The 22,321-nt window shown below is 67.3% G+C and carries 23 protein-coding genes; 13 read left to right on the top strand and 10 right to left on the bottom strand.

What is annotated here, in order from left to right:
* Window positions 1–76: 76 nt before the first annotated feature.
* The 7 genes from G3I17_RS19100 to G3I17_RS19070 all read left to right on the top strand — a co-directional run bounded on the left by G3I17_RS19100 (window position 77) and on the right by G3I17_RS19070 (window position 5,130).
* Entirely contained in the window at window positions 77–316 is a 240-nt protein-coding gene (locus tag G3I17_RS19100) for a hypothetical protein (RefSeq protein WP_164598106.1), read from the top strand.
* Complete coding sequence (locus G3I17_RS19095) at window positions 297–698, top strand: TIGR03618 family F420-dependent PPOX class oxidoreductase (protein WP_164598104.1); 402 nt, start codon at window positions 297–299, stop codon at window positions 696–698. The genes G3I17_RS19100 and G3I17_RS19095 overlap by 20 nt, the downstream gene beginning before the upstream one ends.
* Window positions 691–1,953 carry a precorrin-6y C5,15-methyltransferase (decarboxylating) subunit CbiE gene (cbiE, locus tag G3I17_RS19090; RefSeq protein WP_164598101.1) on the top strand — a complete coding sequence of 421 codons (1,263 nt, stop codon included), beginning with the start codon at window positions 691–693 and terminating at the stop codon, window positions 1,951–1,953. The genes G3I17_RS19095 and cbiE overlap by 8 nt, the downstream gene beginning before the upstream one ends.
* Window positions 1,950–2,693, top strand: a complete 744-nt coding sequence (gene cobM / locus G3I17_RS19085; RefSeq protein ID WP_164598099.1) for a precorrin-4 C(11)-methyltransferase — start codon at window positions 1,950–1,952, stop codon at window positions 2,691–2,693. The genes cbiE and cobM overlap by 4 nt, the downstream gene beginning before the upstream one ends.
* A 163-nt stretch (window positions 2,694–2,856) precedes the next feature.
* Window positions 2,857–3,588: a cobalt-precorrin-6A reductase gene (locus G3I17_RS19080; RefSeq protein ID WP_164598098.1), complete on the top strand. Its 732-nt coding sequence runs from the start codon at window positions 2,857–2,859 to the stop codon at window positions 3,586–3,588.
* 27 nt (window positions 3,589–3,615) lie between these two features.
* Window positions 3,616–4,281: a ribulose-phosphate 3-epimerase gene (gene rpe / locus G3I17_RS19075; RefSeq protein ID WP_164598096.1), complete on the top strand. Its 666-nt coding sequence runs from the start codon at window positions 3,616–3,618 to the stop codon at window positions 4,279–4,281.
* 57 nt (window positions 4,282–4,338) lie between these two features.
* Complete coding sequence (locus G3I17_RS19070; protein ID WP_164598094.1) at window positions 4,339–5,130, top strand: HAD-IIA family hydrolase; 792 nt, start codon at window positions 4,339–4,341, stop codon at window positions 5,128–5,130.
* Here G3I17_RS19070 and G3I17_RS19065 read toward each other — a convergent pair.
* From G3I17_RS19065 to G3I17_RS19045, 5 genes are all read right to left on the bottom strand, one after another.
* A complete protein-coding gene (locus G3I17_RS19065) occupies window positions 5,127–5,870 on the bottom strand; it encodes an amino acid ABC transporter ATP-binding protein (protein ID WP_164598092.1) in 744 nt (247 codons plus the stop codon). The two genes, G3I17_RS19070 and G3I17_RS19065, sit on opposite strands and share 4 nt — an antisense overlap.
* Window positions 5,854–6,603 carry an amino acid ABC transporter permease gene (locus G3I17_RS19060; RefSeq protein ID WP_164598090.1) on the bottom strand — a complete coding sequence of 250 codons (750 nt, stop codon included), beginning with the start codon at window positions 6,601–6,603 and terminating at the stop codon, window positions 5,854–5,856. The genes G3I17_RS19065 and G3I17_RS19060 overlap by 17 nt, the downstream gene beginning before the upstream one ends.
* Entirely contained in the window at window positions 6,603–7,475 is an 873-nt protein-coding gene (locus G3I17_RS19055; protein WP_164598088.1) for an ABC transporter substrate-binding protein, read from the bottom strand. Before G3I17_RS19055 ends, G3I17_RS19060 begins: the two co-directional genes overlap by 1 nt.
* A gap of 207 nt (window positions 7,476–7,682) precedes the next feature.
* The gene (locus G3I17_RS19050) at window positions 7,683–8,294 is read right to left on the bottom strand and encodes an ABATE domain-containing protein (protein ID WP_164598086.1); all 612 of its coding nucleotides are present in this window, start codon (window positions 8,292–8,294) and stop codon (window positions 7,683–7,685) included.
* Window positions 8,294–9,217 carry a 2-dehydropantoate 2-reductase gene (locus G3I17_RS19045; RefSeq protein ID WP_203590443.1) on the bottom strand — a complete coding sequence of 308 codons (924 nt, stop codon included), beginning with the start codon at window positions 9,215–9,217 and terminating at the stop codon, window positions 8,294–8,296. The genes G3I17_RS19050 and G3I17_RS19045 overlap by 1 nt, the downstream gene beginning before the upstream one ends.
* Window positions 9,218–9,762: 545 nt before the next feature.
* On the opposite strand from G3I17_RS19045, the gene G3I17_RS19040 reads away from it, so the two are divergent.
* Window positions 9,763–10,167, top strand: a complete 405-nt coding sequence (locus G3I17_RS19040) for a GNAT family N-acetyltransferase (RefSeq protein ID WP_164598084.1) — start codon at window positions 9,763–9,765, stop codon at window positions 10,165–10,167.
* Between the two features lie 64 nt (window positions 10,168–10,231).
* Here G3I17_RS19040 and G3I17_RS19035 read toward each other — a convergent pair whose 3' ends face one another.
* The 3 genes from G3I17_RS19035 to G3I17_RS19025 all read right to left on the bottom strand — a co-directional run bounded on the left by G3I17_RS19035 (window position 10,232) and on the right by G3I17_RS19025 (window position 12,786).
* A complete protein-coding gene (locus tag G3I17_RS19035) occupies window positions 10,232–10,711 on the bottom strand; it encodes a hypothetical protein (protein WP_164598082.1) in 480 nt (159 codons plus the stop codon).
* Between the two features lie 105 nt (window positions 10,712–10,816).
* Window positions 10,817–11,416: a class I SAM-dependent methyltransferase gene (locus G3I17_RS19030; protein ID WP_164598079.1), complete on the bottom strand. Its 600-nt coding sequence runs from the start codon at window positions 11,414–11,416 to the stop codon at window positions 10,817–10,819.
* Window positions 11,417–11,547: 131 nt separating this feature from the next.
* On the bottom strand, window positions 11,548–12,786 hold the full coding sequence (locus G3I17_RS19025) for a pentapeptide repeat-containing protein (protein WP_164598515.1): 1,239 nt from the start codon (window positions 12,784–12,786) through the stop codon (window positions 11,548–11,550).
* A 493-nt stretch (window positions 12,787–13,279) separates the two neighbouring features.
* Here G3I17_RS19025 and G3I17_RS42135 point away from each other — a divergent pair, with 493 nt between their 5' ends.
* On the top strand, window positions 13,280–14,158 hold the full coding sequence (locus tag G3I17_RS42135; RefSeq protein ID WP_164598078.1) for a phosphotransferase: 879 nt from the start codon (window positions 13,280–13,282) through the stop codon (window positions 14,156–14,158).
* A gap of 684 nt (window positions 14,159–14,842) precedes the next feature.
* On the opposite strand, the gene G3I17_RS19015 is transcribed toward G3I17_RS42135, so the two are convergent.
* Window positions 14,843–16,126 carry an MFS transporter gene (locus G3I17_RS19015; protein WP_164598076.1) on the bottom strand — a complete coding sequence of 428 codons (1,284 nt, stop codon included), beginning with the start codon at window positions 16,124–16,126 and terminating at the stop codon, window positions 14,843–14,845.
* A gap of 16 nt (window positions 16,127–16,142) precedes the next feature.
* Window positions 16,143–16,538: a ClpX C4-type zinc finger protein gene (locus G3I17_RS19010; RefSeq protein WP_164598074.1), complete on the bottom strand. Its 396-nt coding sequence runs from the start codon at window positions 16,536–16,538 to the stop codon at window positions 16,143–16,145.
* A gap of 785 nt (window positions 16,539–17,323) precedes the next feature.
* Here G3I17_RS19010 and G3I17_RS19005 point away from each other — a divergent pair.
* The 4 genes from G3I17_RS19005 to G3I17_RS18990 are packed head-to-tail and all read left to right on the top strand — an operon-like array spanning window position 17,324 to window position 21,670.
* Window positions 17,324–18,049 (top strand): TnsA-like heteromeric transposase endonuclease subunit, encoded by a 726-nt coding sequence (locus G3I17_RS19005; protein WP_343238350.1) that lies wholly within the window; start codon window positions 17,324–17,326, stop codon window positions 18,047–18,049.
* Complete coding sequence (locus G3I17_RS19000; protein WP_164598073.1) at window positions 18,046–20,130, top strand: DDE-type integrase/transposase/recombinase; 2,085 nt, start codon at window positions 18,046–18,048, stop codon at window positions 20,128–20,130. Before G3I17_RS19005 ends, G3I17_RS19000 begins: the two co-directional genes overlap by 4 nt.
* A complete protein-coding gene (locus tag G3I17_RS18995) occupies window positions 20,127–21,200 on the top strand; it encodes an ATP-binding protein (protein WP_343238349.1) in 1,074 nt (357 codons plus the stop codon). Before G3I17_RS19000 ends, G3I17_RS18995 begins: the two co-directional genes overlap by 4 nt.
* Window positions 21,197–21,670 (top strand): hypothetical protein, encoded by a 474-nt coding sequence (locus G3I17_RS18990; RefSeq protein WP_164598072.1) that lies wholly within the window; start codon window positions 21,197–21,199, stop codon window positions 21,668–21,670. Before G3I17_RS18995 ends, G3I17_RS18990 begins: the two co-directional genes overlap by 4 nt.
* Window positions 21,671–22,321: the final 651 nt, after the last annotated feature.

Below are 22,321 nucleotides of genomic sequence, written 5' to 3'. Positions count from 1 at the left end.
CTGCAGTTCGGTCCTGCCCAGCCCCCGAGCGCCGCTACGCTCCCCGCGCTCGGAAGGTGGGCAAGAGGGGCTGGCGGTGTCTGCCGGGACGTGGTCCGCCGGCCTGTACGCGTACCAGTGGTACTCCGGAGGCGTTGCTGTTGCCGGTGGCACCAAGACGAGCCTGCTGCTCACTGCTGAGATGGGGAAGAAGACTGTGTTCGCCGCGGAGAGCTGTGCGCGGACCGGGCACGCCACTGGGCGGGCAGTGACCAAGACCTACACGGTCCCTGAGTGGGGGCGTCTACGATCGCGGGGTGGAACTGCGCCTGAGTGAACGGTCCGGGTCGTTCGTGGACTTCTGGACCGAGCGGCATCTGTGTGTACTGAGCACGGTGCGCCCGGACGGGACCGTGCACGCCACGCCTGTCGGAGTGACGGTGGATCTGAAGACGGGGATCGCGCGGGTGATCTGCTCGGGTACGTCGCACAAGGCACGGCAGATCCGCGCGGCCGGGGCGGAAGGTGCCGCGGTCGCGGTGACCCAGGTGGACGGGCGGCGCTGGTCGACACTGGAGGGCCGGGCGGTGGTGAGCGACGACGCCGAGCGAATCGCCGACGCCGTCCGCCGGTACGCCGAGCGCTACCGCCAGCCGCGGGTCAACCCAGAACGCGTAGTCGTGGAAATCACCGTCACCAAGGTCCTCGGCAATGCCTGACCCCCTCACCGTCGTCGGCATCGGCGCCGACGGCTGGCCCGGCCTCTCGCTAGCCGCCCGGCAAACCATCACCACCGCCGAAGTCCTCCTCGGCAGCACCCGCCAACTAGCCCTGATTCCCGCCGACCCCACCGAGTGCCCCGACCCGCACTCTCTCCCCGCGAAGGGCGTCGATGGAGTTGCGAGTGGTGAGCAGGTACGGGTTGCTTGGAGTTCGCCGTTGTCTGAGTCCTTGCCGGGGTTGCTGGCGACTCATCGGGGGCGGCGGATCTGTGTGCTGGCCAGTGGGGATCCGACGTTCCATGGGATCGGGACCACGTTGACCAGGTTGCTGGGAGCAGAGGCGGTACGGGTGATTCCGCATCCGTCGAGTGTTTCGCTGGCTTGTGCCCGGTTGGGGTGGCCGCAGGATCAGGTGCAGGTGGTGAGCCTGGTCGGGCATCCGCTCGAACTCGTCCAGCCGCATATCCAGCCGGGCCGGCGGCTCGTCATCCTGAGTTGGGGCGCCCAGACGCCGGCCGAGGTCGCGGAGTTGCTGGTCTCGCGCGGGTACGGCGGAAGCGCATTCGCTGTGCTCGAGCAACTGGGGTCGGCGGCTGAGCGGGTTCGCAGTACGAGGGCTGACAAGTGGGATCACGAGGTCGACGCGCTCAACGTGATCGGCGTGGAGTGCAGGGCGGACCTCGGCGTCGAGTTGTTGTCGACGACGCCGGGGCTGCCCGATTCGGCGTACGAGAGTGATGGGCAGCTGACCAAGCGCGAGGTCCGCGCGGTGACGATGTCGCGGCTGGCGCCGGTACCGGGGCAGTTGCTGTGGGATGTCGGCGGCGGCGCGGGCAGCATCGCGATCGAATGGCTCCGGCACCATCCGAGCTGCCGCGCGGTCGCGATCGAGCAGGATCCGGATCGCATCAAGCGACTCGAGCGCAACGCCGTGACGCTCGGAGTCGCCGTCCGCACGGTCGTCGGCTCCGCACCCGCCGCGCTCGAAGGCCTGGAGAGGCCCGACGCCGTATTCGTCGGCGGCGGCGCGACGGTCCCCGGCGTGATCGAGACCTGCTGGGACGCGCTGCGACCCGGCGGCCGACTCGTCGTCAACGGCGTGACGCTGGAGACCGAGGCCGTGATCGCCCGCTGGTACGCCGAACTGGGCGGCGACCTCGTCCGCCTGGCAGTCCAACGAGCATCCGCAGTCGGCACCATGACCGGCTGGCGCCCAGCCATGCCCGTAACCATCTGGAGCCTGACCAAGTGACCGTGCATTTCATCGGCGCCGGGCCCGGTGCGGCCGACCTGATCACCGTCCGCGGCCGGGACCTGATCGCCGCCTCGCCTGTCTGCCTGTACGCCGGTGCGCTGGTCCCGCTCGAACTCCTCGACAACTGCCCGGCCGGCGCCCGCAAGATCGACACCGCCGCATTGAACCTCGACCAGATCCTGGCAGAGCTGATCGCCGCCCACGAGTCCGGCATCGACGTGGCTCGCCTCCACTCCGGCGACCCCTCCGTCTTCAGCGCCATGGCCGAGCAGATGCGCCGGCTCGACGCTTTGGAGATCCCGTACGACGTGACGCCTGGCGTACCGGCGTACGCAGCCGCCGCCGCCTCCCTCAAGCGCGAACTGACCGTCCCCGAGGTCGGCCAGACGGTCATCCTGACCCGTCTCGGCGGTCGCGCCACCGCGATGCCGCCCGGCGAGGATCTCGCGACGCTCGGCACCAGCCAGGCCACCCTGGTCCTGCACCTCGCCGTCCAGCTGATCGACCGGGTGGTGGAGGAGCTGATCCCCAACTACGGCGCCGACTGCGCGGTCGCCGTGGTCGCCCGCGCCTCCCGTGACGATGAGCTGATCCTCCGCGGCACCCTCACCGATATCGCCGACCAGGTCCGCGCCGCCGGCATCCGCCGCACCGCGGTCATCATCGTCGGCAAGATCCTCGCCGCCGAGACCTTCCCCGACAGCCACCTCTACTCAACCGCCCGCCCCCGTGGCTGACCGCTCCCCGAGCCGACCCCAACGCGCCGGATCGCTGTCGTCTCGTTGCCCAGGTGACCTAAGTGGTAACTAACTTGCACCCAGCGACAAAAAGTTTCCACTCAGTTGCCAACGGCCCCGCGCCGGCCCTGACAGTCTGGGCTCCCGGCGAGTTGGTGGCTGCGTGAAGATCCTGCTGCTCGGTGGTACGGGTGAAGCGCGGCGGCTGGCGGGGGAGTTGTCTCCCGAGTACGACGTGGTGTCGTCGCTGGCTGGGCGAACCGATGACGCGCGACTGCCGGTGGGCGAGGTGCGGCAGGGTGGCTTTGGTGGAGTGGAGGGGCTCACCGCTTGGCTTGTCGAGCAGGCGATCGAGGCGGTGGTCGATGCGACGCACCCCTTCGCCGCCACGATGACTGCGCACGCAGTAGCCGCCTGCGCCGCTCTGGACCTCCCCTTGCTCGTACTACGCCGTCCCGGTTGGCAGGAGCAACCCGGTGATGACTGGCACTGGGCCGCTGACCCTGCGGCCGCGGCGGCTCTCCTGCCTCGGCTGGGGCGCCGCGTCTTCCTCACCATCGGCAGGCAAGGGCTGGGCGCCTTCGCGGAGACCGGACTGTGGACCCTGGCGCGCTGTGTGGATCCGCCCTCTCCATTGCCGTCCTGGTGCGAGCTGTTGCTGGATCGCGGGCCGTACGAGCTGGCGGCGGAGCGGGAGTTGCTGCGGACGCGGCGGATCGACGTACTGGTCACCAAGAACAGTGGTGGCGAGATGACCGCGGCCAAGCTGACGGCGGCTCGCGAGCTGGGTATCCCGGTCGTCCTGGTCGAGCGACCGCCGCTGCCGAGCGGGGTGACAGCAGTACAGTCGGCTGGCGACGTACTGGCCTGGCTTCAGGGTCACTCAACCGGCTGATCCGGCGACGCTAGAATCCCAGTTCTTATGGGAATTCAGATCGCACCGAGCATCCTGTCCGCTGACTTCGCCAAGCTGGCCGAGGAGGCGGCGGCGGTGTCGAACGCCGACTGGTTGCACGTCGACGTGATGGACAACCACTTCGTCCCGAACCTCACCCTCGGCCTGCCCATCGTCGAGTCGCTGGCCAAGGCCGCCGCCCAGCCGCTCGACTGCCACCTGATGATCGAGGACCCGGACCGCTGGGCCCCCGGCTACGTCGAGGCGGGCGCGTCGAGCGTGACCTTCCACGTCGAGGCCTGCCGCGCCCCGATCCGCACCGCCCGCGAGATCCGCGCCAAGGGCGGCCGGGCGGCGATGGCGCTCAAGCCCGCGACCCCGATCGAGCCCTACGAGGACATCCTGTCGGAGTTCGACATGATCCTGATCATGACGGTCGAGCCGGGCTTCGGCGGCCAGAAGTTCCTCGACGTCTGCGTCCCCAAGATCCGCCGCACCCGCGATCTGATCAGCAAGCACGGCCTCGACCTGTGGATCGAGATCGACGGCGGCATCTCCACCGAGACCATCGAACAATGCGCCGAGGCGGGCGCCGACGTCTTCGTCGCCGGCTCAGCCGTCTACAACGCCGACGACCCCAACACCATGGTCGAAAAACTCCGCAGCCTCGCCACCGACGTCACCACCCACTGAGAGCGCCTCGTCTACGATGCGGAAGTAGTTGGCTGCGTCTAGCTGAGGAGTGCCTTGATGAGTGAGCACAAGCCGGTGGAGAGCTGGCTGACCGATATGGACGGCGTGCTCGTGCACGAGGAGCGGGCGATTCCGGGGGCTAGCGAGTTCATCGGTTCGTTGCAGGCCTCGGGCAAGAAGTTCCTGGTGCTGACGAACAACTCGATCTTCACGCCGCGGGATCTGCGCGCCCGGTTGCTTGCCGGTGGCATCGATGTGCCGGAGCAGGCGATCTGGACGTCGGCGCTGGCGACCGCACAGTTCCTGGATGATCAGCGCCCGGGCGGTACGGCGTACGTGATCGGCGAGGCCGGTCTGACGACGGCGCTGCACGAGGTCGGGTACGTGCTGACCGAGCGGGCGCCCGACTACGTGGTGCTGGGGGAGACGCGGACGTACTCCTTCGAGGCGATCACGCGGGCGATCCGGCTGATCGCCGACGGCGCGCGATTCATCGCCACCAACCCCGATCCGACCGGGCCGTCCACCGAGGGCCCGTTGCCGGCCACCGGGTCGGTCGCCGCGCTGATCACCCGCGCGACCGGCGTCGCCCCGTACTTCGTCGGCAAGCCGAATCCGCTGATGATGCGCAGCGCGCTGAACCGGATCGAGGCCCACTCCGAGACGTCGGTGATGATCGGCGACCGGATGGACACCGACATCGTCAGCGGCCTCGAAGCGGGCCTGCGCAGCATCCTGGTGCTGTCCGGCTCCACCGGCGAGCACGAGGTCGAGCGGTTCCCCTACCGCCCGACCCGCATCGTCGAGTCCATCGCCGACGTCGTACCACTCATCGAAGCGATGTCCTAGAGCACCTGCGAGAGGAACTGCTGCAGCCGTGGTGACTCCGCCGCGGTGAAGAGTTTCTCCGGTACGCCGGACTCGACCACGACACCACGATCCATGAAGGCGACCTGGTCGGCGACCTGGCGGGCGAAGCCCATCTCGTGGGTGACGACGATCATCGTCATCCCGGCGCCGGCGAGGTCGGCCATCAACGCGAGAACTCCCTTGACCAACTCGGGGTCCAGCGCCGAGGTGGCCTCGTCGAAGAGCATCACCTCGGGCTTCATCGCCAGCGCCCGGGCGATCGCGACTCGTTGCTGCTGGCCACCGGAAAGGTTGCCCGGTCGCGCCGACTCCTTCTCCTTCAGGCCGACCAGGTCGAGCTGAACCCGGGCCGCCTCGACCGCGCCCTCGGTGGTCAGCTTCTTGATCTTGCGCAGCGGCAGGGTGATGTTCTCCAGCACGGTCTTGTGCGGGAACAGGTTGAAGTGCTGGAACACCATCCCGATCCGCCGCCGCAGCTCGTCCGGGTTGCTCCGCAGGACCGACTCGCCGCCGAGCTTGATGTCGCCCGCGGCCGGTTCGAGCAACCGGTTGGTGGCCCGCAGCAACGTCGACTTGCCGGACCCGGACGGCCCGATCACGCACGCGGTCTTGCCCGCCGGTACGGCGAGGTCGACGCCACGCAGCACCTTGTTCTTGCCGAAGGCAAGCTCGATCCCGGTGAGCTCCAGGCTCGCCGCGGCCTCAACGAATGTCGGCATTGCTGAGCTCCTCGACCTCGGGTTCGGCGGGACGGCCCTCGCGCAGCCGCTTGTCGAAGTAGTTGACCAGGTGCGTCAACGGCACGGTGATGATCAGGTAGAAGATGCCCGCGAGCAGCAGCGGCGACAGGTTGCCGTTCGTCGCCGCGGCGTCCTGCCCGATCCGGAACAGCTCCCGCTGACTGGCCAGCAAACCGAGGAAGTAGACCAGGCTCGACTCCTTGATCAGGGCGATGAACTGGTTCACCAGCGCGGGCAGCACCCGGCGGACGCCCTGCGGGATGACGACCAGCCACATGCCGGAGCTGTGGCTGAAGCCGAGCGCCCGCGCCGCCTCGAGCTGGCCCTTCTCGACGCTCTGGATGCCGGAGCGGAAGATCTCCCCGATGTACGCCGCCGCGATCAGCGACAACGCCAGAATCCCCAGCGGGTAAGGGTTCGGGCCCCACCACTGCCGGGTGATCGGCGACAGCCCCTGGCCGATCAGCAGGATCGTCAGGATCGCCGGAAGGCCGCGGAAGATATCCGTGTAGATCTTCGCCGGCCACCGCAGCCACCACCTGCGGGACAGCCCCATCACCGCCACGATCATGCCGAGCACAGTGCCCAGCGCGACCGAGGCGGCGGCGAAGATGAGGGTGTTGACCAGCCCGACCTTCAGCATCTCGGGCAGGACTGCCTTCATCGACTCCCAGTCGAGGAAGGTGTCGTTCAGGGTGGACCAGACGTCCATCAGCCGGCTACGGGGGTGCCGCTGGCCTTGGGCGCCACGAACTTCACGGAGCCGCTACCCGGCTTGAAGGTCGCCGGTACCGGGCGGCCCGGGTAGTACTGCTCGACGAGCTTGGTCCAGGTGCCGTCGGCAATGACCTCGTCGAGTGCCTTGTTGACGGCCTCGCGCAGCTTGTCGTTGCTCTTGGCCACGGCGAACGCCGTCGGTGCGGAGCTGAGCTCCTTGGCGGCCAGGATGACCACGCCGCCGCCCTGCTCCTTGGCCATCTTCTCGCCGATCTCGGCGGGGGAGATCCAGGCGTCCGCAGTACCGGCCTTGAGCTGGCCGAGGGCGGCGTTGTAGTTCGGGACGCGGACCGGGTTGAGGTTCTTCTGGGTCGCGTAGTCGTCCTGCACGGTGCCCTGGACGACCACGACGCGCTTGCCGTCGAGCTGGTCGAACTTCGCGATGCCGGAGTTCTTGGTGGTGTTCAGGCCGAGGTAGCCGAAGTCGTAGCCATTGCTGAAGGCAACCGTCTTCTTGCGCGCCTCGGTGATCGTGATGGACGAGCTGCCGAGGTCGTACTGGCCGCCGTTGACCTGGGAGAGCAGGGCGGAGAAGTCGGTGCCGACGAACTCGGGCTTCAGGTTCAGCTTCGCTGCGACCGCGGTGATCAGGTCGTTGTCGAAGCCGGTGAACTTGCCGTCCTTGAGGTACACGTTCGGCGGCGCGTCAGTGAGCGTGCCGATCCGCAGGGTGCCCGACTGGATCAGGCCGAGATCGGGGCCCGAGGCATCGGATTTGTCGTCACTGCCGCAGGCCGCGAGCGCGACGGCCAGGGTGACGGCGGTACCGAGGGCAGCGAGGCGGCGGAAGGCGCTGATGGCGCGCACAGGTGTCTCCTTAAACAGGCGATTCGGGGAACGGGTGGGGTTGGCCCACCGTTGGACGCTAACGCCACTGGCGACCGGCGAATTCCGCCAGGACACCGGATGAGACGGGTCCGGAATGTCTAGCTGAGTCATGGTATATGTGTCACTCAGCTCAGGCGGTGACGGCTCCCTTGCGGTAGGCAACTACCGTCGCGGCAGTGCGCGAAATCACACCTGGCTTGGCGACGAGCGAAGCGTTCGCATCTTGGAGCGGGCGCCGCAGCTGTTCATCGAGCACCATCGGCGCCGGTGGCCGCGGCTGGTGTCGACGAAGAGCAGGGTGCAGGCGGGATCCTCGCACTCGCGGATCGATGACGCATCCGGCCCGGTCAGCAGGTCGACGCCATCGCGCGCGACAGCAGCTAGTACTGCCGAAGCGGTCGGCCCGGGATCGGCTCGCTCCAGTCCACCCGAGCGGATCACGAGCGCCGGCGCGGGGGTTTTTCGGGCAGCCCAGGCGTTGACCAACTCCACGTCTGCGGACGCCGCTGAGCCCACGTCTGTGGACCTGATCGACCCGGCATCGGCGGGCCGCGCCACGCCTCTCCCGAGAACCGTCATCGTCAACCGGTACAAGGCTTCCCGTAGTACTCGGGCGTCTTCCAGATCCGCCGCATCGGCCGCGATCGACCCCAGGCCCGCCAGTTCCGCCCAGTGGGTGAGGTCTTCGGGCGTACGGATCCGTTCCAGCTTCTCCGTACTGCGTTTGCCGAGCGTGCCGGCGAGGTTGAGTGCTGTGCGTCCGCCGATGAAGGGGAACGCGAGGAGGTCGACGGCCATCAGCCGAGCCGGCTGCGCACGCTCGCCAGTTCGTACAGCATCGTGTTGAGCGGCGTCGGCGTACCGGTCTCCAGTCCGAGCCTGACAACGGCCCCGCTCCACGCCTCCAGCTCGGACGGCTTCCCGTCGTTGATGTCGCGTTGCAGCGAGGTCGTCCCCTCGGCCGGCAGGCTGTCGAGGAACGCGAGCGTCTTGTCCATCGCGTCGGCGGGCAACTCGACGCCGGTCGCCTTCGCGACCTGCCTGATCTCGTTCATGCTGTCGACGATGAGTTGCCGGGTGCCCGGGCGGCTGCGCAGTACGCCGTACGGGGCGTTGGCCAGCGTCGAGATCGCGCCGAACGACCCGAGCGCGAGGAACTTGCTCCAGAGCGCGACCCAGACATCGGCCGGTACCACCGCTGTCAGCTTCGATCCGTCGAGCGCGTCTCGCAGCCGGTCGACGCGCTCGCTCGCCCGGTTGTCCCACTCGCCGAACGTGAGCTTCCCGAGCCCGCCGAGATGCCGCACCCGCCCCGGCCCGTCGAGAAACGCGATCACCTCGACGGCGCCCGGCAGCACCGCGTCCTGCCCGACGGCTGCCGCCACCTGCTGAGGTGCCTCCACGCCGTTCTGCGTAGTCACGACCGCAGTGCCTTCACCAACCAGCGGCCCGAGCGACGCGATCGCAGCCTCCAGCTGCCAGGTCTTCACCCCCAGCAACACGTAGTCGACCTCGCCGACCTCCGCAGGATCATCAGTCGCCACCACCGAATCAAGCACGAAATCCCCGGCAACGCTCTCGACGGTCAGCCCGCCCCGCCGCAACGCAGCCAGGTGCTCACCACGCGCGACAAACCGAACATCATGCCCAGCCGAAGCGAGCCGCCCCCCGAAGTACCCGCCAACCCCACCCGCACCCAGCACCGCGATCTTGATCGTCATACCGGAGATGTTACCTGTCAAACCGGTAACCGGCGCATACCATCACCCGTACTCGCGGCCCGGGCCGGCGCGTGGTGCCCACCCGAACCGCAGTTGTTGTGGCCGAGATGCGTACTGGACTCAGCTTAGGTACTTGGCGGCAACCGCACTCCCAGCCGACATGGATGCCTAAAACAGGCGCCTAATCCACCGCTGCCGGGACAGGCTGTAACCAGCTCCCGGCGCTACCAGCCGGCGAGTAGCACGCTGTGTCAGTACTACCTGGACTTGACCTGCGAAACACGCGGTCGCCCAGGAGCCTCTACGTCTAATGCAACTTCCGTGCTTCGACTGGAACTGGTACCGCCGGATGTTGGAGTAACGGGAGTTGCCACCGCTGCGGGCCTGCCCGTGATGTCCGAGGGGCGGCTCTTTCGGTGGAGTCGTAGCCTCGTTCCTCATGACGGAGCCAACTCAGGTAGTCCGCATTCGAGATGCAGCGCCTGGCGATGCGCTTGCCGAGCTGCATGCCCGGTCGCGGGCTGTGTGCTACGGCGCAGGCGGCCATGACATGGCAGCGGTTCCTGACGAGGAGTACCGGGAGACGTGGCGCAAAGATGGTGGTGGATTCTCGACTCGCCGTCCTGGTAGCTGTCTTGGGCGATGACATCGTCGGTGTGATCACGTTGGATGCCAACGGAGTGTTTCCGACCGATGCGCCTCACGAGACGCGGGTCCGGCTCGTCGGGATCTTCGTCGAGCCAGGCCGGTGGTCGAGCGGCGTTGGTAGCGCCCTGATGGGACGCTTCGTCTCCATCGCACGCCAGGCTGATGCTGTAGGCGAGGTGGATGTCTGGGAGCGGAACTCTCGTGCCATCCGGTTCTACGAGCGACACGGCTGGACCCGGGACAGAACTTCGCTTCCGGGGCCAACTGGGGTGGACTACGTCGGCTTCGTACACCTGCCATGACCCGTGACGCCAGGGTCCATCGATGACCTAGGTGCTCGCTCCCCTGCCACGCGAACAATTAGATTCAGAGCGTGTCCCCCACCGGCACCTTCCGTCGGAGTTCGTCGTTGAGGACCTGTCCATCCGGAATGTTCAGGCGCGGATACTCCCAGCGCAGTACCGCGGCGTCGGTGACACCGAGCGTGACCCGCTGAACGTGCGCCGGGCCGTGACCGGCGATCGCTTGGCGCATCCAGGACAGCCTCGCGAACGGTACGTCGTGGACGAGCGCTTTCGGCGCGAAACGAAAGGCGTTCTGCTGAAAGATCAGCAGGCGGTGCGACGTCAACGCGATGATGGCGTGCTGCGGCATCCGCAGTTCCGTGCCATAGATCTCTCCGACATCGCCCTGGCCGGCGAACAGCAAGCGGCCGAGGAGGCTGGGCCGAGAGTTGCTGTGGGCGCCGCCCACGGCGTAGACGGGGACGGCGTGGGTGACCTGCTCCCCCGGCAACCGGTTCTCGCCGAGGAAGGTGTCTACTTTCGCCGGTAGCGTCTCGTGCATAGATTGATTGTCGCAGTGGATCCGGGAGCAGGGTGGAGGTTGGACGGTTCCTGCCAACCGCTGCCCCGCGTTCGGAGTACTGATATCAGTCGAGGGCTTCGGTGATCAGAAGCGCTGATTCCACCGACAGATATGGAACTCTCGATAGTTAACTGGTGCCGGCGGGCGTTGGAGTGACGGGAGCAGGTTCCAGGCATTGGGTTCCCAGTCGCCACTCATCATGTCGAGCGGGAACCCGGAGTCTCGAGGCCAGATGGGGGCGAGAAGCTCTTCGACAGCCGTGATGGAGGGGACGGCTGATCCCTTGGCCACGTTCCACATCACCACGAGGGCCCCGCCCGGTCGCAGGACTCGTGCGATCTCCGTCAACGCGGGTTCGTTGTCGAACCAGTGGAAGGCCTGGGCCACGAAGACCGCGTCGACCGCGTCGTCCGCGAGCGGAATCTGTTCCGCAGTGCCGTCGATCGCCTCGACGCCTGGACAACCCGCAACGAGCAGGCGGCGCATGCCAGGGTCCGGCTCGACGGCCACCACGTGCGCGATCCTCGAGACCAGCTGACGGGTGAACTTGCCCGTCCCTGCAGCAAGTTCCAGCGCCGTCGCCGACGGCGCGAGCTCGGCGAGATCAACGACCTGCTCCGGGTAGCCGGGCCGGCCACGCTCGTAATCCTCGTACCAGTGCCTGGGCATGTCGTCTGTCGCCATGGATCCATGCTGGCTGGATGACGTCGATATCCACAGCGAATATCGCGCGGCCGAAGCGAACGCACGTTCCTCGCAACGTTTAACGCCGATAACCTGCCCTAAGTCCGTTGACGCCTCAGCAACGGACATACTCACTTAGCTCGGACATAGCCGATCGCCTCAGACAGATCAGCACCGGTGAGGTTGACCCCAGAGAGGTCGACGCCGGAAAGGTTGGCCTTCTTCAATCTCGCCTTCGACATGTTGGTCCAGGGCCTGTTCGGATCGTCATGCTTCGTTCTGGCGTTCGTTAGATCAGCGGACTCTAGGAACGCAGACGTCAGCGAAGCCCCGGCGAGATCTGCGTCCCGCAGGTTCGCACTATCGAAGCTCGCGAACTCGAAGTCGCTGCCGGCCAGGACGGCCTTGGATAGGTTGGCCTTTGAGAAGGCGGCTCTCTTCATGACGCCTCCGCCGAGAACTGCCGCTGTCAGGTTTGCCCGTTCGAAGAGCGCCCCGCGTCCGTCCGTGCCATGGAGGTTCGCACCAGAGAGATTGGCACCCTCCATGCGAACCCACTTAAGGTTTGAGTAGCTCAAGTCAGCACCGGACAGATTCGCGTTCCTCAAGTGGGTGAAGCTGAGGTCAGCGTGGACCATCGACACTCCCCGGAGGTCGAGGCCCGGCATCACGGCACCCTTAAGGTTGGCGCCCGAAAGCTTGGCGCCCAAAAGGTTGGCGCCGGTGAGATTAGCGTAGGAGAGGTCGGTATTCTCCAGGTTGGCTAGCCTCAGGTCAGCGCTAGCCAAGTTAGCTCTGGCAAGGCACAACCCGTCGAGCTTGAGGCGTGGAAGGTCCGGTGTGGGAAGTCTCCGGCCGATGACCGCTACTGCCTCCTCGATGTCCGGCTGGACGGACTTCGGATCGGAGGCCTTGTTAATGCCACCGATCAGTTCACACTTGGGGGTCTTCGCGCCATGTATACGCACGAAAGTGGCGAGCACTTGCATGATGGATGTTCTGTCCTGGGCGGAGTCCCGCGCGAGGCGCTCCAGGGAGTGGATGCCACCCAGTCGCACGTCCAGGCTGGCTGAACCGAGCTGGTCGATCGCCCGCCCGAACCGTTCGGTGAACTGGCCCTGTTCAGTCAACCGGTACTGAACGTCGAACTGACGCTCGGTGCTCCGCAGGGACTGTCCCGTGTACCACAAGGCACCAATCGCCGCGACCGTGACGGTGATGGAGGCAACCCTCGTCCAGCCGACCCATTGCACGACGGTCCTCAGCCGCGTCTGAGGACCGGCCGTGTCCGCGAGATCCTCACCTGCTTCCGCCTGAGCGTCACGCCGCTTGGACGCATTACGTCGAAACCTGCCGGCCGCGGTCGCCATGGCTGCCTCCCCCTCGGAATCGTCTCAGCTTCGACGCCAGTTGGCATCCTTTGGTGCCGGCGCTGTCTGGAGAACCTCGGCTTATGCCTGGGATGCGTCAACCTCCGCGCAGAGACGGTGGAGTGCTGCCCGCGGCCATACAGAGACTGGTAGCGCCGGTTGTTGGAGTACCGGGAGTTGCCGCTGTGAGAGCTCCCGGCGGCCCGGGTAGTAGGCGTCGATGACTGGTTTTACCGGGATCTGCGGGTGGAAGTGCAGTGGTACTTGGAGGCGCGCGGCGGTTGCGTAGAGGTCGTCGTGCTCCGGTGCGTCGGCCGGCTTGCAGTCGCGTCACCGTCTCAGCCGGAGACATGGTGTGGAACGTCGTTGCGGCGCACGGTCGCGTGCTAGCGTCCCTCGCCGTGGGTGGGTGGCGCGGATGGCAATTCGGTGCGTGTCGCCGGCGTTCGTGGTGTGCGGGGATGCCCGGTTGAGCACGCGAGAGGAGCGGTGGGTGGTTGACGCGCCCGTTCACATCCGACAGCTCGTCTCCGATCGCGGGTTCACCCGGTTGCGGCCCGCCGGCGGCGGGGTGGAGTTTCAGGTGTTCGCGGCCGAAGCCTCGGATGGCGCTGCGGTCGTGCTACGCACTCCGGTCCAGGGCCGGTTCCAGTTCGACCCCAACGACGGACACGTCGACACCAGGTCGCTGCTGCGCTGGGAGTACGTGGTCACTCGGCACCTGGGCCGGCTCGGCTTCCCGGTGGCCACACCGCACGAACTGTGCCTCGGCGAGGCCGACGTGCTCGTGTCCGAGTTTCTCCCGGACGACGGCCGCGGCGCCGATCAGGTCGCGCTCGGCGTGCATCACGCACCGCTGCCACCGATGGCTCCGGTCGCCGCGCATGGCCTACCACCCGCCCAATTGCTGGCCCAGCGGATGGCAGAGCGCTTCGCCGCCTTGGCCCGCTACGGCGTGAACGTGCCGCCCGGGCCACCGGTCGAGCAGGTGATCGAGGTCCTTGCGGCGCGGCCGGGCGGGCGGCTGCTGCACCTGGATGTGCGCGCGTCGAACCTGCGGTCCGCCGACGGGCATGTCCTCGGCGTACTCGACTGGTCGAATGCGCTGGTCGGCGATCCCGCAATGGAACTGGGCCGACTGGCCGAGTACGCCCTCGTGCCCGACAACGGAGTCGACTACGAGCAAGTGCTGGCCGGCTATGGGGAAGGGCTCGACCTCGACTCGCCCGCGTTCTGGATCTACCGGCTCGACACCGCGGTCATGCTCGCCTTGCTGTTCAGCTCGAACGCAGCTCATACCGGCCTCGGGCCGCCGGCGGTCGACCGGCTGCTGGCGGTCCACGAACGCGTGCGCCGAGCGTTGGCAGACTGAACTGGGCGCGTCCGCGTGACCGCCACAGACGACGTGTGCGTCAGCGGGCGTGCGCCTCGGCGCGCACAAGCAACCGCACCGCGTGCTCGACGCCGATCGGGCCGCGGTCGGAGCCGGGACGCTCCGCGGACCGTTCCTACGCGATAGACGTATGAGCTACGCCAACAACCCGGGCCTGACCTGCACAGATTCCGAAATCACGCAGAGGTGGGAGTTTCTGCATTAGATGCAACTCCCGTGAGGGCATTGCCGATAACAGATCTTATGTCAGGTGCTAAGTAGAGGAATGCACCTGACGTGGACAGGTCGCTTGTCCGTTCTCAGTGAAGCTGTCACTTTCTCAGTGAAGGTGGCATTGTCCCGTCTCAGTTGAGTCGTCGCAGTCTCACTGAACCCGACGCATTCGAGGATCGTCACCGACGGCTACTACCCCACCGGCGGCCAAGATCCCCTTCGGCACCACCTCAACACCAGAGTCCCCGCCCTACGGGTGCTACCCCGCCCGGTCCAACTCCTCGATGAGAGCGCGAGAATCTGACTCAGGCTGCGAGGTGCTCCGCATGAGGATCGACAATCGACGAGGGGGGCTCCGTAGCGACTGCCCACGTCTGCCCGACAATCGGTACGACCGCGCTCTGAGCGCGGCATGGTCTGGAGCATCAGAGCGTCAACATCGCGTGCCAGCTACGGCGTCGCGGTAGTCGTGTCGCTGGAGTGGGTGCGCAGGCCGCTGCGCGGGCGACTGCTGGCGAGTGCGATCGCGGTGACCCAGACGCCGAATGCCAGGCTGGTGGTTTCCGGCCCGAACCTGTCGAGCAGCACTCCGGCGGTGGCGGCGCCGAGGGGGAAGCTGCTCCAGGCGATGAGCTTGAACGCGGAGCCGACGCGGCTCTGCAGGTCGTCGGGGGTGATGGACAGCTGGTAGCTCAAGGCGTTGATTCCGAAGATCGCGGCGGTGGCCACAAACACGGCCAGTAGGAACGCGGTCATGACGATGACGTGGGAGAACAGCCCGATCAGGACCCACAGAGCGGCTTGGGCCCACATGACGCCGATGATGGTTCGGCCGAAGCCGAACCTGGCTTTGAGCCGCGACGCGGCGACGGACCCGGCAACGCCGCCGACGCCGATCCCGGAGAGCACGAGACCGATCACCCCTGCGGATGCGTGTGCTTGTTGGGCGGCGACGATGACGACCAACTGGGCGCCGGCCATGGCGAGCTGGAGACCGGCCGCCGCGGTGGCGATGGTGCGGATGACCGGGTGATACCAGAGCCAGCGCAGCCCGGCTGCGATGTCTGATCGCAGCGTGGTTGCAGGTCGCTCCTGCGGTTGCTGGAATTCGATTCGAACCGCGGATAGGGCGATCGCCGATGCCAGGTAGGAGACCGCGTCGGCGAGGAACGGCAGGCCACGGAACAGCTGGAAGAGGGTCCCTCCCAGCGGCGGGGCGAGCATGGCGGTCGCGGAGCTGCTTACTTGAAGCGCTGCCACGGCGGTGGTGATCTGGTCTTTCTCGACGACGTTCGGTACGGCGCCGGCATCTGCGGCGCTGAACAGCACGTAGAGCACACCGCCGACGAATGCGGTCACGTACAGGTGTGTCGGGGTGACGTGCCACAGCCACATGGTCAGCGGGATCGACGCCATGTTGATTGCCCGGAAGGTGTCGCAGATGACCATCACGCGCTTCCGGTTCCAGCGGTCGGCGAGCGCGCCCGCGATGAGACCGAGCAAGAGGTACGGGAGCGAGGACACCGCCGAGACCGCACCGGCCTGGACCGGCGACTGGGTCAGAGCCAGCATCAGGAGTGGGTAGGCCAGTGTGGTGATGCCCGTGCCCAGGTCGGACAGCGTCTGCGCCCCCCAGAGGAGTCGGAAGGCACCGTTGCGCCAGATCGAGGTCCGAGGTCGCGCCCGGGTGGTTTCGGTGCCGGCGGTGTCGTCAGGTTCGCTGGTGTTCGCCACGATCCGCACCCGTGAACTAGTACGATCTCGGCTGTTTCGACCGATCGAGACGCTCTTGTAGGTACTCGATGCTCACCCCGGCTGCGGCCGCGATCAGTGTCCAGTCGCTGCCTTGTTCGCGCAGGCGTCTCACGGCGTTGACGATCTGGTCCTCGACGAGGTCCGCACGCCGGACGAGCCCACCGAGGCGCGCCATGGCGACCTCGATCGTGGGGTCGAAGTACGCCGCGCGGCTCTGTGCGGACTCTTCCGGGCCGGACTGGGCGATGAGCTTCGCAGACGACTCGACGCACTCGTCGCAGATGAACACCCCGCCCGGTCCGGCCACGAGTCGTTGCGCAGCGGGCTCGGACTTGGCGCAGAACGAGCACTGCACGACCGTCTCGGGGGTCGGGCTGTGAACAGATGACACGCGGTCCTCCAGCTGAGATCGGATTCTCCGCAGAGCCGTCGCGTAGGGCTGACCGGTCGAGGCCGCCAGAGACCTGGCTCGCCGCTTGAGGTGCTTGTTTGTGGTCATGACCGTTCCATACTCCGACCTGCGCCCCAGCGCGCGTGCGGAATCAGAAGCGGACATCGACCGAGGACACCTATCCCCTTTGCCCCAGATGCCGGCCTGCTGGGAACACCGACGGGGGAGGCGCGGAACTCGCCTGAGCTTGATGTTGCCCGCCCGATCGGCCGTAGTCAACCAAACTCGCTGTGAGCCACCACCAAAGACCTGGTGGAGCGCCCGACACTCGGCAGGTGAGGGCGGATCGTCTACGCCCATGGGCGGTGATTCGACCCGCTCCGCATACGACCCGACGGCCACCGGCTTAGTCGGCGCCTAACGGCGCGACACGTCCCACAAGGCGAACCTCATGCGGACTCCCTGCCGGTCGCAACGTCAGTGGTCGACTCGCGTTCCGCATGACCCGTCCGGGTCCAATCACTGCAGCGGGCCCTATGCGGCGACATCGACCGCGTAGCCGCGCGATCGCGGCGTCGCGCTGGCCACGTCTGGTCCACTTGGTTGAAGAGTTGCGACAGGTTCAGTGAGCCGACCTTGGGTTCGCCGTCGCACCGGGAACTGACGCAACGCTCCTGAAGGCGTCCGTCTGCGTCAGATCGGATGAGACAGGACAGGCATGTCGGCGTTGATGATCGACCGATGGCCTGCTGGGATGTAGTGCTGTGGTTGCCGGACTTCGGGCCGTGCCGGGTGCACGGGTGCTGACCGGGGATCCGCCTGGCATCGGTTTTGTTGATGCAGAAGGCGTTGAGCGGCAGGAGTTGCTGGCCGACGTCGCTGGCCTCCGGTTCGAGACCGGCTTGCCGGTGCGGTCGTTTCCGTCGTACCGCGGACAGCGGAACTGGCCGGGCTGGTGGTGGTCGGCCACCACGGGCGCCCTGGTCGGCTACGAGTCGTGGCTTGAGCGAGATCACGCGATGGCGCTGGACTTCGACGAGGACGTGGTGGCGTTCGCGTCGCAGCCGTTCTGGCTGTTGATGCAGGTCGACGGCAAGCAGCGTTCGCACGCCCCGGACTACTTCGCGCGGCATCGCGACGGGTCGGCAATGGTGCTGGACTGCCGGCCGGACGACCGGATCGGGCCGCGGGATGCCGCGGTGTTCGGCCAGACCGCCCGGGTTTGCGAGCAGGTCGGTTGGTCGTATCGCCGGGTCGGTGCGCTGCCGGCTGTCGCGGCAGCCAACATCCGCTGGTTGTCTGGCTATCGCCATGGCCGGTTCGGCGATGCCGGGATGGCTGATCGGCTCCGGGACGTGTTCGTGAAGCCTTTGGAGCTCGCCGCGGGCGCGAGTCGCTGCGGATTGCCGTTGGCCGTTCTGCCGGTGTTGTTTCATCTGTTGTGGCGCCACGAGCTACACACCGACTTGTCGGTCGCCCTGTCCGAGGTCTCACTCGTGGAGGCCCGATGACTCCCAGGCCGTCGCCGGGGCAGGTTCTTCGGGTCGGTGACCGGGTTCAGTACGACGGCCGCGAGCTCGCGGTGATCGGGCTGAGCGCGACGATGGTCCGGCTGCGCGACGACGCCGGTCGCGAGGAAGTGATCGCAGCTTCGCAGTTGCAGTCAGGGCCGGGGTTCGCCGTGGTCGGCGCGCGACCGGTCGCGCGGCTTCAGGGGCTGGGTTTGCTGGCCCATGTCCCTGCGGAGCCATTGGCTGCTGCGAGGTGGTGGGAGCAGCACCTGGTCGAGGTCGAGACCGGGACACCACCCGCGGGGCCTGCGTCTGCTCCACAGCCTCAGTACGACCCGGACCGCACGAGTGTTCAGCAACGTGAGCAGGCCAAGCTCGAGGAACTGGCGGCCGCTGGGATGGTGGTGAGCCTGCGCACGTTGAAGCGCCGGCGCAGCGCCTACGCACGATCGGGCCTGCTGGGCCTGGTGGACCAGCGGGCGATCCGCGACACCACCCCTACAGGCCGGGCCGATCCTCGCTTGGTCAACGCGATCCGGGTCGCGTTGCGAGAGCAGACGGCGATCTCGTCGGGCACCAGATCACGGCTGCGCCGCCGGGTGGAGGCTCTGCTGGTCCAGGAGCACGGCGCCGGTGTGGTGCCGTTGCCTTCGCAGGCGACCTTCTACCGGCTGGTCGCGGTCCTGGACGACGGCGGTCACGCGTTTGGGTCCGCGGCAACGCGCCGCTCGCTGGCCAACCGCCCGGACGGACCGTTCGGATCCGTCACGGCGCTGCGGCCCGGCGAGCTGGTGCAGATCGACACCACTCCCTTGGACGTGATGGCGCTGCTGGACGAGGGGGTGCCGGCGCGGGTGGAGCTGACGCTCCTGGTCGACGTCGCGACGCGCTCGATCTGCTCGGGCCTGCTGCGTCCACACGGCACGAAAGCCGTCGACGCCGCGCTGCTGCTGGCCAGAGCGCTGGTCCCCGAGCAACTGCGCCCGGGCTGGCCAGAAGCCTTGCGGATGAAGGCCTCCCGGTTGCCACACGCGGATCTGGGAGCCGTCGACAACCGGCTGGCGGAGGCGGCAGCGAAACCGGTCATCACACCGGAGACGATCGTATGTGACCGGGGCGCGGTGTTCTTGTCGCAGACCTTCACCGCGGCCTGCGCACGACTCGGGATCTCGCTGCAACCTGCCCATCCGCGCACGCCGACCGACAAGGGCATCGTCGAGCGGACGTTCTCCTCGATCAACACGCTGTTTTGCCAGTTCGTCGCCGGCTACACCGGCCGCGACGTCACCCGCCGCGGCGCCGACGTCGACGCGGCCACGGTCTGGTCGCTGGCCGAATTGCAGGACCTGTTCGACCAGTGGGTGCTAGCCGGGTGGCAGCCCCGTCCACACGACGGCCTGCGGCACCCCGAACTCCCTCGTTCGGCGTTGTCGCCCAACGAGATGTATTCAGTGCTGGTCGCTTCGGCCGGTTACCTGCCGCTCGCGCTGACCGGCGACGACTACCTGGAACTGCTGCCGGTCTGCTGGCGCAAGATCACCGCAACCGGCCTGCGGATCGGTTCACTGACCTACGACAGCGCCGGCCTCAACCCGCTACGGGGGCAGCTGTCCGGGCACACCGCCCACCGTGGTCAGTGGCCGATCCACCACGACCCCTACGACCTGAGCCAGGTCTGGCTGCGAACACCCGATGCGAGCTGGATCGAGATCCCGTGGATCCACCGCGCCCGCGTTCTGGAGCCGTTCGCCGACTTCACGCTGCGCCAGGTCCGCAAGACCCTGTCCGAGCGCAACAGCGGCGAGCACGACGAGCTCGAGGTCAGCGCCGCGTTGACCGCGCTTCTCAGCCGTGCTGGTGACGGCCCGGGCGACACCAGCCCCGCGGGAAAGACCGGCCGCAGGGCCGCGGCGAAGACCCGTGCCGCCGCGGCAGAAACCGCGACCCAGCGGCGCCCAGGCAGCCAGCTGCGCACCGACGACCCGCCGGATGACGAGATCGTCGACGATTCGCCTGAACCGGCCGTGGTCGTCCCGTTCGGTCTGTTCGATGCCCACGCCGAAGCCCGGAGGATCTGGTGACCACTCAACTCGCGGCCCACGACGCTGCGACTGCGGATCTTCACGCGCCGCTAACCACCAAGGAAGGCTGGCGCCGGTTCGTCGAGCAGGGTGGCGCCACCATTCTCGACCCGGCCACGCCCGGATGCCCGGTCGGGATCGAGGACAGTCGGCTGGCCTATCACAGCCAGCTCGCGGTGGTCGCCACTCCGGCCGTTCAGCAGATCACCGCAGCTGGACGCCGCCTGGTCGTGCTGAACCGGCAACAGCTGTCGGCCCGGCGCGGGCTGATCGTGAACGGTGCCGCCGGCACCGGAAAGACCACTGCCATCACCCAGCTCGGCAAGGCCCACGAGCTCGCGCTGCGACTGCGCCACGGCGACCACGGGCCCCGCATGCCCGTCATCTACGTCACCGTCCCGCCGGCCGCCACACCACGGATGCTGGTCATCGAGTTCGCCCGGTTCCTGGCCCTGCCAGTCACGACGAGGTCGAACCTGACCGACGTCACCGAAGCGGTCTGCGCTGTGCTGATAGATCTGGGCTGCGAACTGGTGATCGTCGACGAGCTGCACAACCTCAATCTGGCCACCCGCGCCGGCGCTGAGGTCTCCGACCAGCTGAAGTACTTCGCCGAGCGGCTGCCCGCCACCTTCATCTATGCCGGCATCGACGTCGAACGGGTCGGACTGTTCAGCGGCACCCGCGGCCGCCAGATCGCCAGCCGGTTCGCGACGATCGCCACCAAGCCCTTCGGCTACTCGACCGCCCAGCAGCGCGACCAATGGTGCTCGCTGGTCGCCACGCTCGAACAGACCCTCCAGCTGCACCAGCACCGTCCCGGCACGCTGGTCAATCTCGCCGCGCACCTTCACGATCGCACCGGCGGCATGATCGGCAGCCTGTCGCATCTACTGCGCGCCGCCGCGATCGACGCCATCATCAGCGGCGACGAGAAGATCACCAAGACCAGCCTGGCAGCCGTCCAGCTCGACCACGCCGCCGAGGAACACCACGCGACAACCAGAACCGGCCGCATCCGCCGCCGCCCTCACGTCGCTCCTCAGACGGACAAAGCATCTGCCGGGTGATCGGTTCGAACGGCCACCGGCTGAGCGGCCGCTTGAACCCGACCCAGCTCAACGGCATCCCGCCGCGGCGGGCACTGCCGATCGCGATCCGGCTGGTCCACGGAGAAACCCACGTTTCGCTGGCCCGCCGCCTGGCCGAGGCCAACCACCTCACCGAGTGGGAACTGTTCGGCGCACTTCCCCGCCACCAGTCCCATGACCCGCAAAACCTGGAAGGCCTGGCTCAGCTGACCGGCCATCCACTCCGGCTTCTCCAACGAGTCGTGCCGCCACCTGGCAAGAACGCGTTCACGATGCCCGTCAGCGCCTGCTCCCACTGCCTTGCCCGGATCGGGATCACCACCGCCGTCGACATCACGGTCCGCGTCTGGGATCCGATCTGCCGGCAACACCACAGATGGCTGTCGCGCGGACACCACCGCGATGCCGAGTTCGACATCCTGCCCCTGCCCGAAGTGACCCACGCGTAACGCCGCCTGGCACAGACCTTCGCCATCCCGGGCGGCCCCCGGACGTTGCAGGCATGGGAAACAGCACAGCACGTTCTCCACCGCTGGACAGAACGCGGAGACTGGCCCGCCCATCGCCGGCGCCGACTCACCCACTACATCGACACCAACAACACACTTCTCAACCCTCAGCACCCGCTCGCCGAACTCGTGAACTTCCCCGAAACAGTCGCCCTGGCCCGCATCCTCAACAACCCCTACTGGATCACCCAGGCCACTCACAACCCCATCAGCCTTCAACACTTCCACGCCGAAGTGCGGCACCGGCTGGACATCGATTACGAGCCATACGACGAATGGGACCCACTCCGCATCTGGCGACAACGCGACGCACGACGGACACCACCCGCCCGGCCGCCTGTCCGCTGACTGTCGGTGGCCTCAGCGACGCTAAGCACAGCGCTGCTCAAGAAGTGCCAACTAGATTGAGAAACCGATGCCCGACAACTTCTCAGCGAACCTGTCAACCCGCAGGCCAGAAGGGCAGTCCAGATGCCAAGTTCACCGAGAACGGACATCGCTGTCCGCTTTCGGCGACAGGTTGCGCGGCCGCTGCCGCAGGCAAGGTCCCTGGCGGTGGTAGACACCAACGTCTTCCTCTCCCACCCGCGG

Origin of the sequence: Streptomyces sp. SID13031 (genome assembly GCF_010548305.1) — a bacterium.
Lineage (GTDB): Bacteria > Actinomycetota > Actinomycetes > Propionibacteriales > Kribbellaceae > Kribbella.
The sequence above is the reverse complement of the archived record's forward strand: the minus strand, read 5'-3'. Positions and strand labels throughout refer to the sequence as shown.

Bases quoted from the DNA above. Each gene is read 5' to 3' on its own strand.
- G3I17_RS19035 (WP_164598082.1), bottom strand. From the start codon at position 10,711: ATGCACGAGACGCTACCGGCGAAAGTAGACACCTTCCTCGGCGAGAAC.
- G3I17_RS19050 (WP_164598086.1), bottom strand. From the start codon at position 8,294: ATGGCCGTCGACCTCCTCGCGTTCCCCTTCATCGGCGGACGCACAGCA.
- G3I17_RS19070 (WP_164598094.1), top strand. From the start codon at position 4,339: ATGAGTGAGCACAAGCCGGTGGAGAGCTGGCTGACCGATATGGACGGC.
- G3I17_RS19065 (WP_164598092.1), bottom strand. From the start codon at position 5,870: ATGCCGACATTCGTTGAGGCCGCGGCGAGCCTGGAGCTCACCGGGATC.
- rpe (WP_164598096.1), top strand. From the start codon at position 3,616: ATGGGAATTCAGATCGCACCGAGCATCCTGTCCGCTGACTTCGCCAAG.
- G3I17_RS19045 (WP_203590443.1), bottom strand. From the start codon at position 9,217: ATGACGATCAAGATCGCGGTGCTGGGTGCGGGTGGGGTTGGCGGGTAC.
- G3I17_RS19000 (WP_164598073.1), top strand. From the start codon at position 18,046: ATGACTCCCAGGCCGTCGCCGGGGCAGGTTCTTCGGGTCGGTGACCGG.
- G3I17_RS19060 (WP_164598090.1), bottom strand. From the start codon at position 6,603: ATGGACGTCTGGTCCACCCTGAACGACACCTTCCTCGACTGGGAGTCG.
- G3I17_RS19040 (WP_164598084.1), top strand. From the start codon at position 9,763: ATGACATGGCAGCGGTTCCTGACGAGGAGTACCGGGAGACGTGGCGCA.
- cbiE (WP_164598101.1), top strand. From the start codon at position 691: ATGCCTGACCCCCTCACCGTCGTCGGCATCGGCGCCGACGGCTGGCCC.
- G3I17_RS19030 (WP_164598079.1), bottom strand. From the start codon at position 11,416: ATGGCGACAGACGACATGCCCAGGCACTGGTACGAGGATTACGAGCGT.
- G3I17_RS19025 (WP_164598515.1), bottom strand. From the start codon at position 12,786: ATGGCGACCGCGGCCGGCAGGTTTCGACGTAATGCGTCCAAGCGGCGT.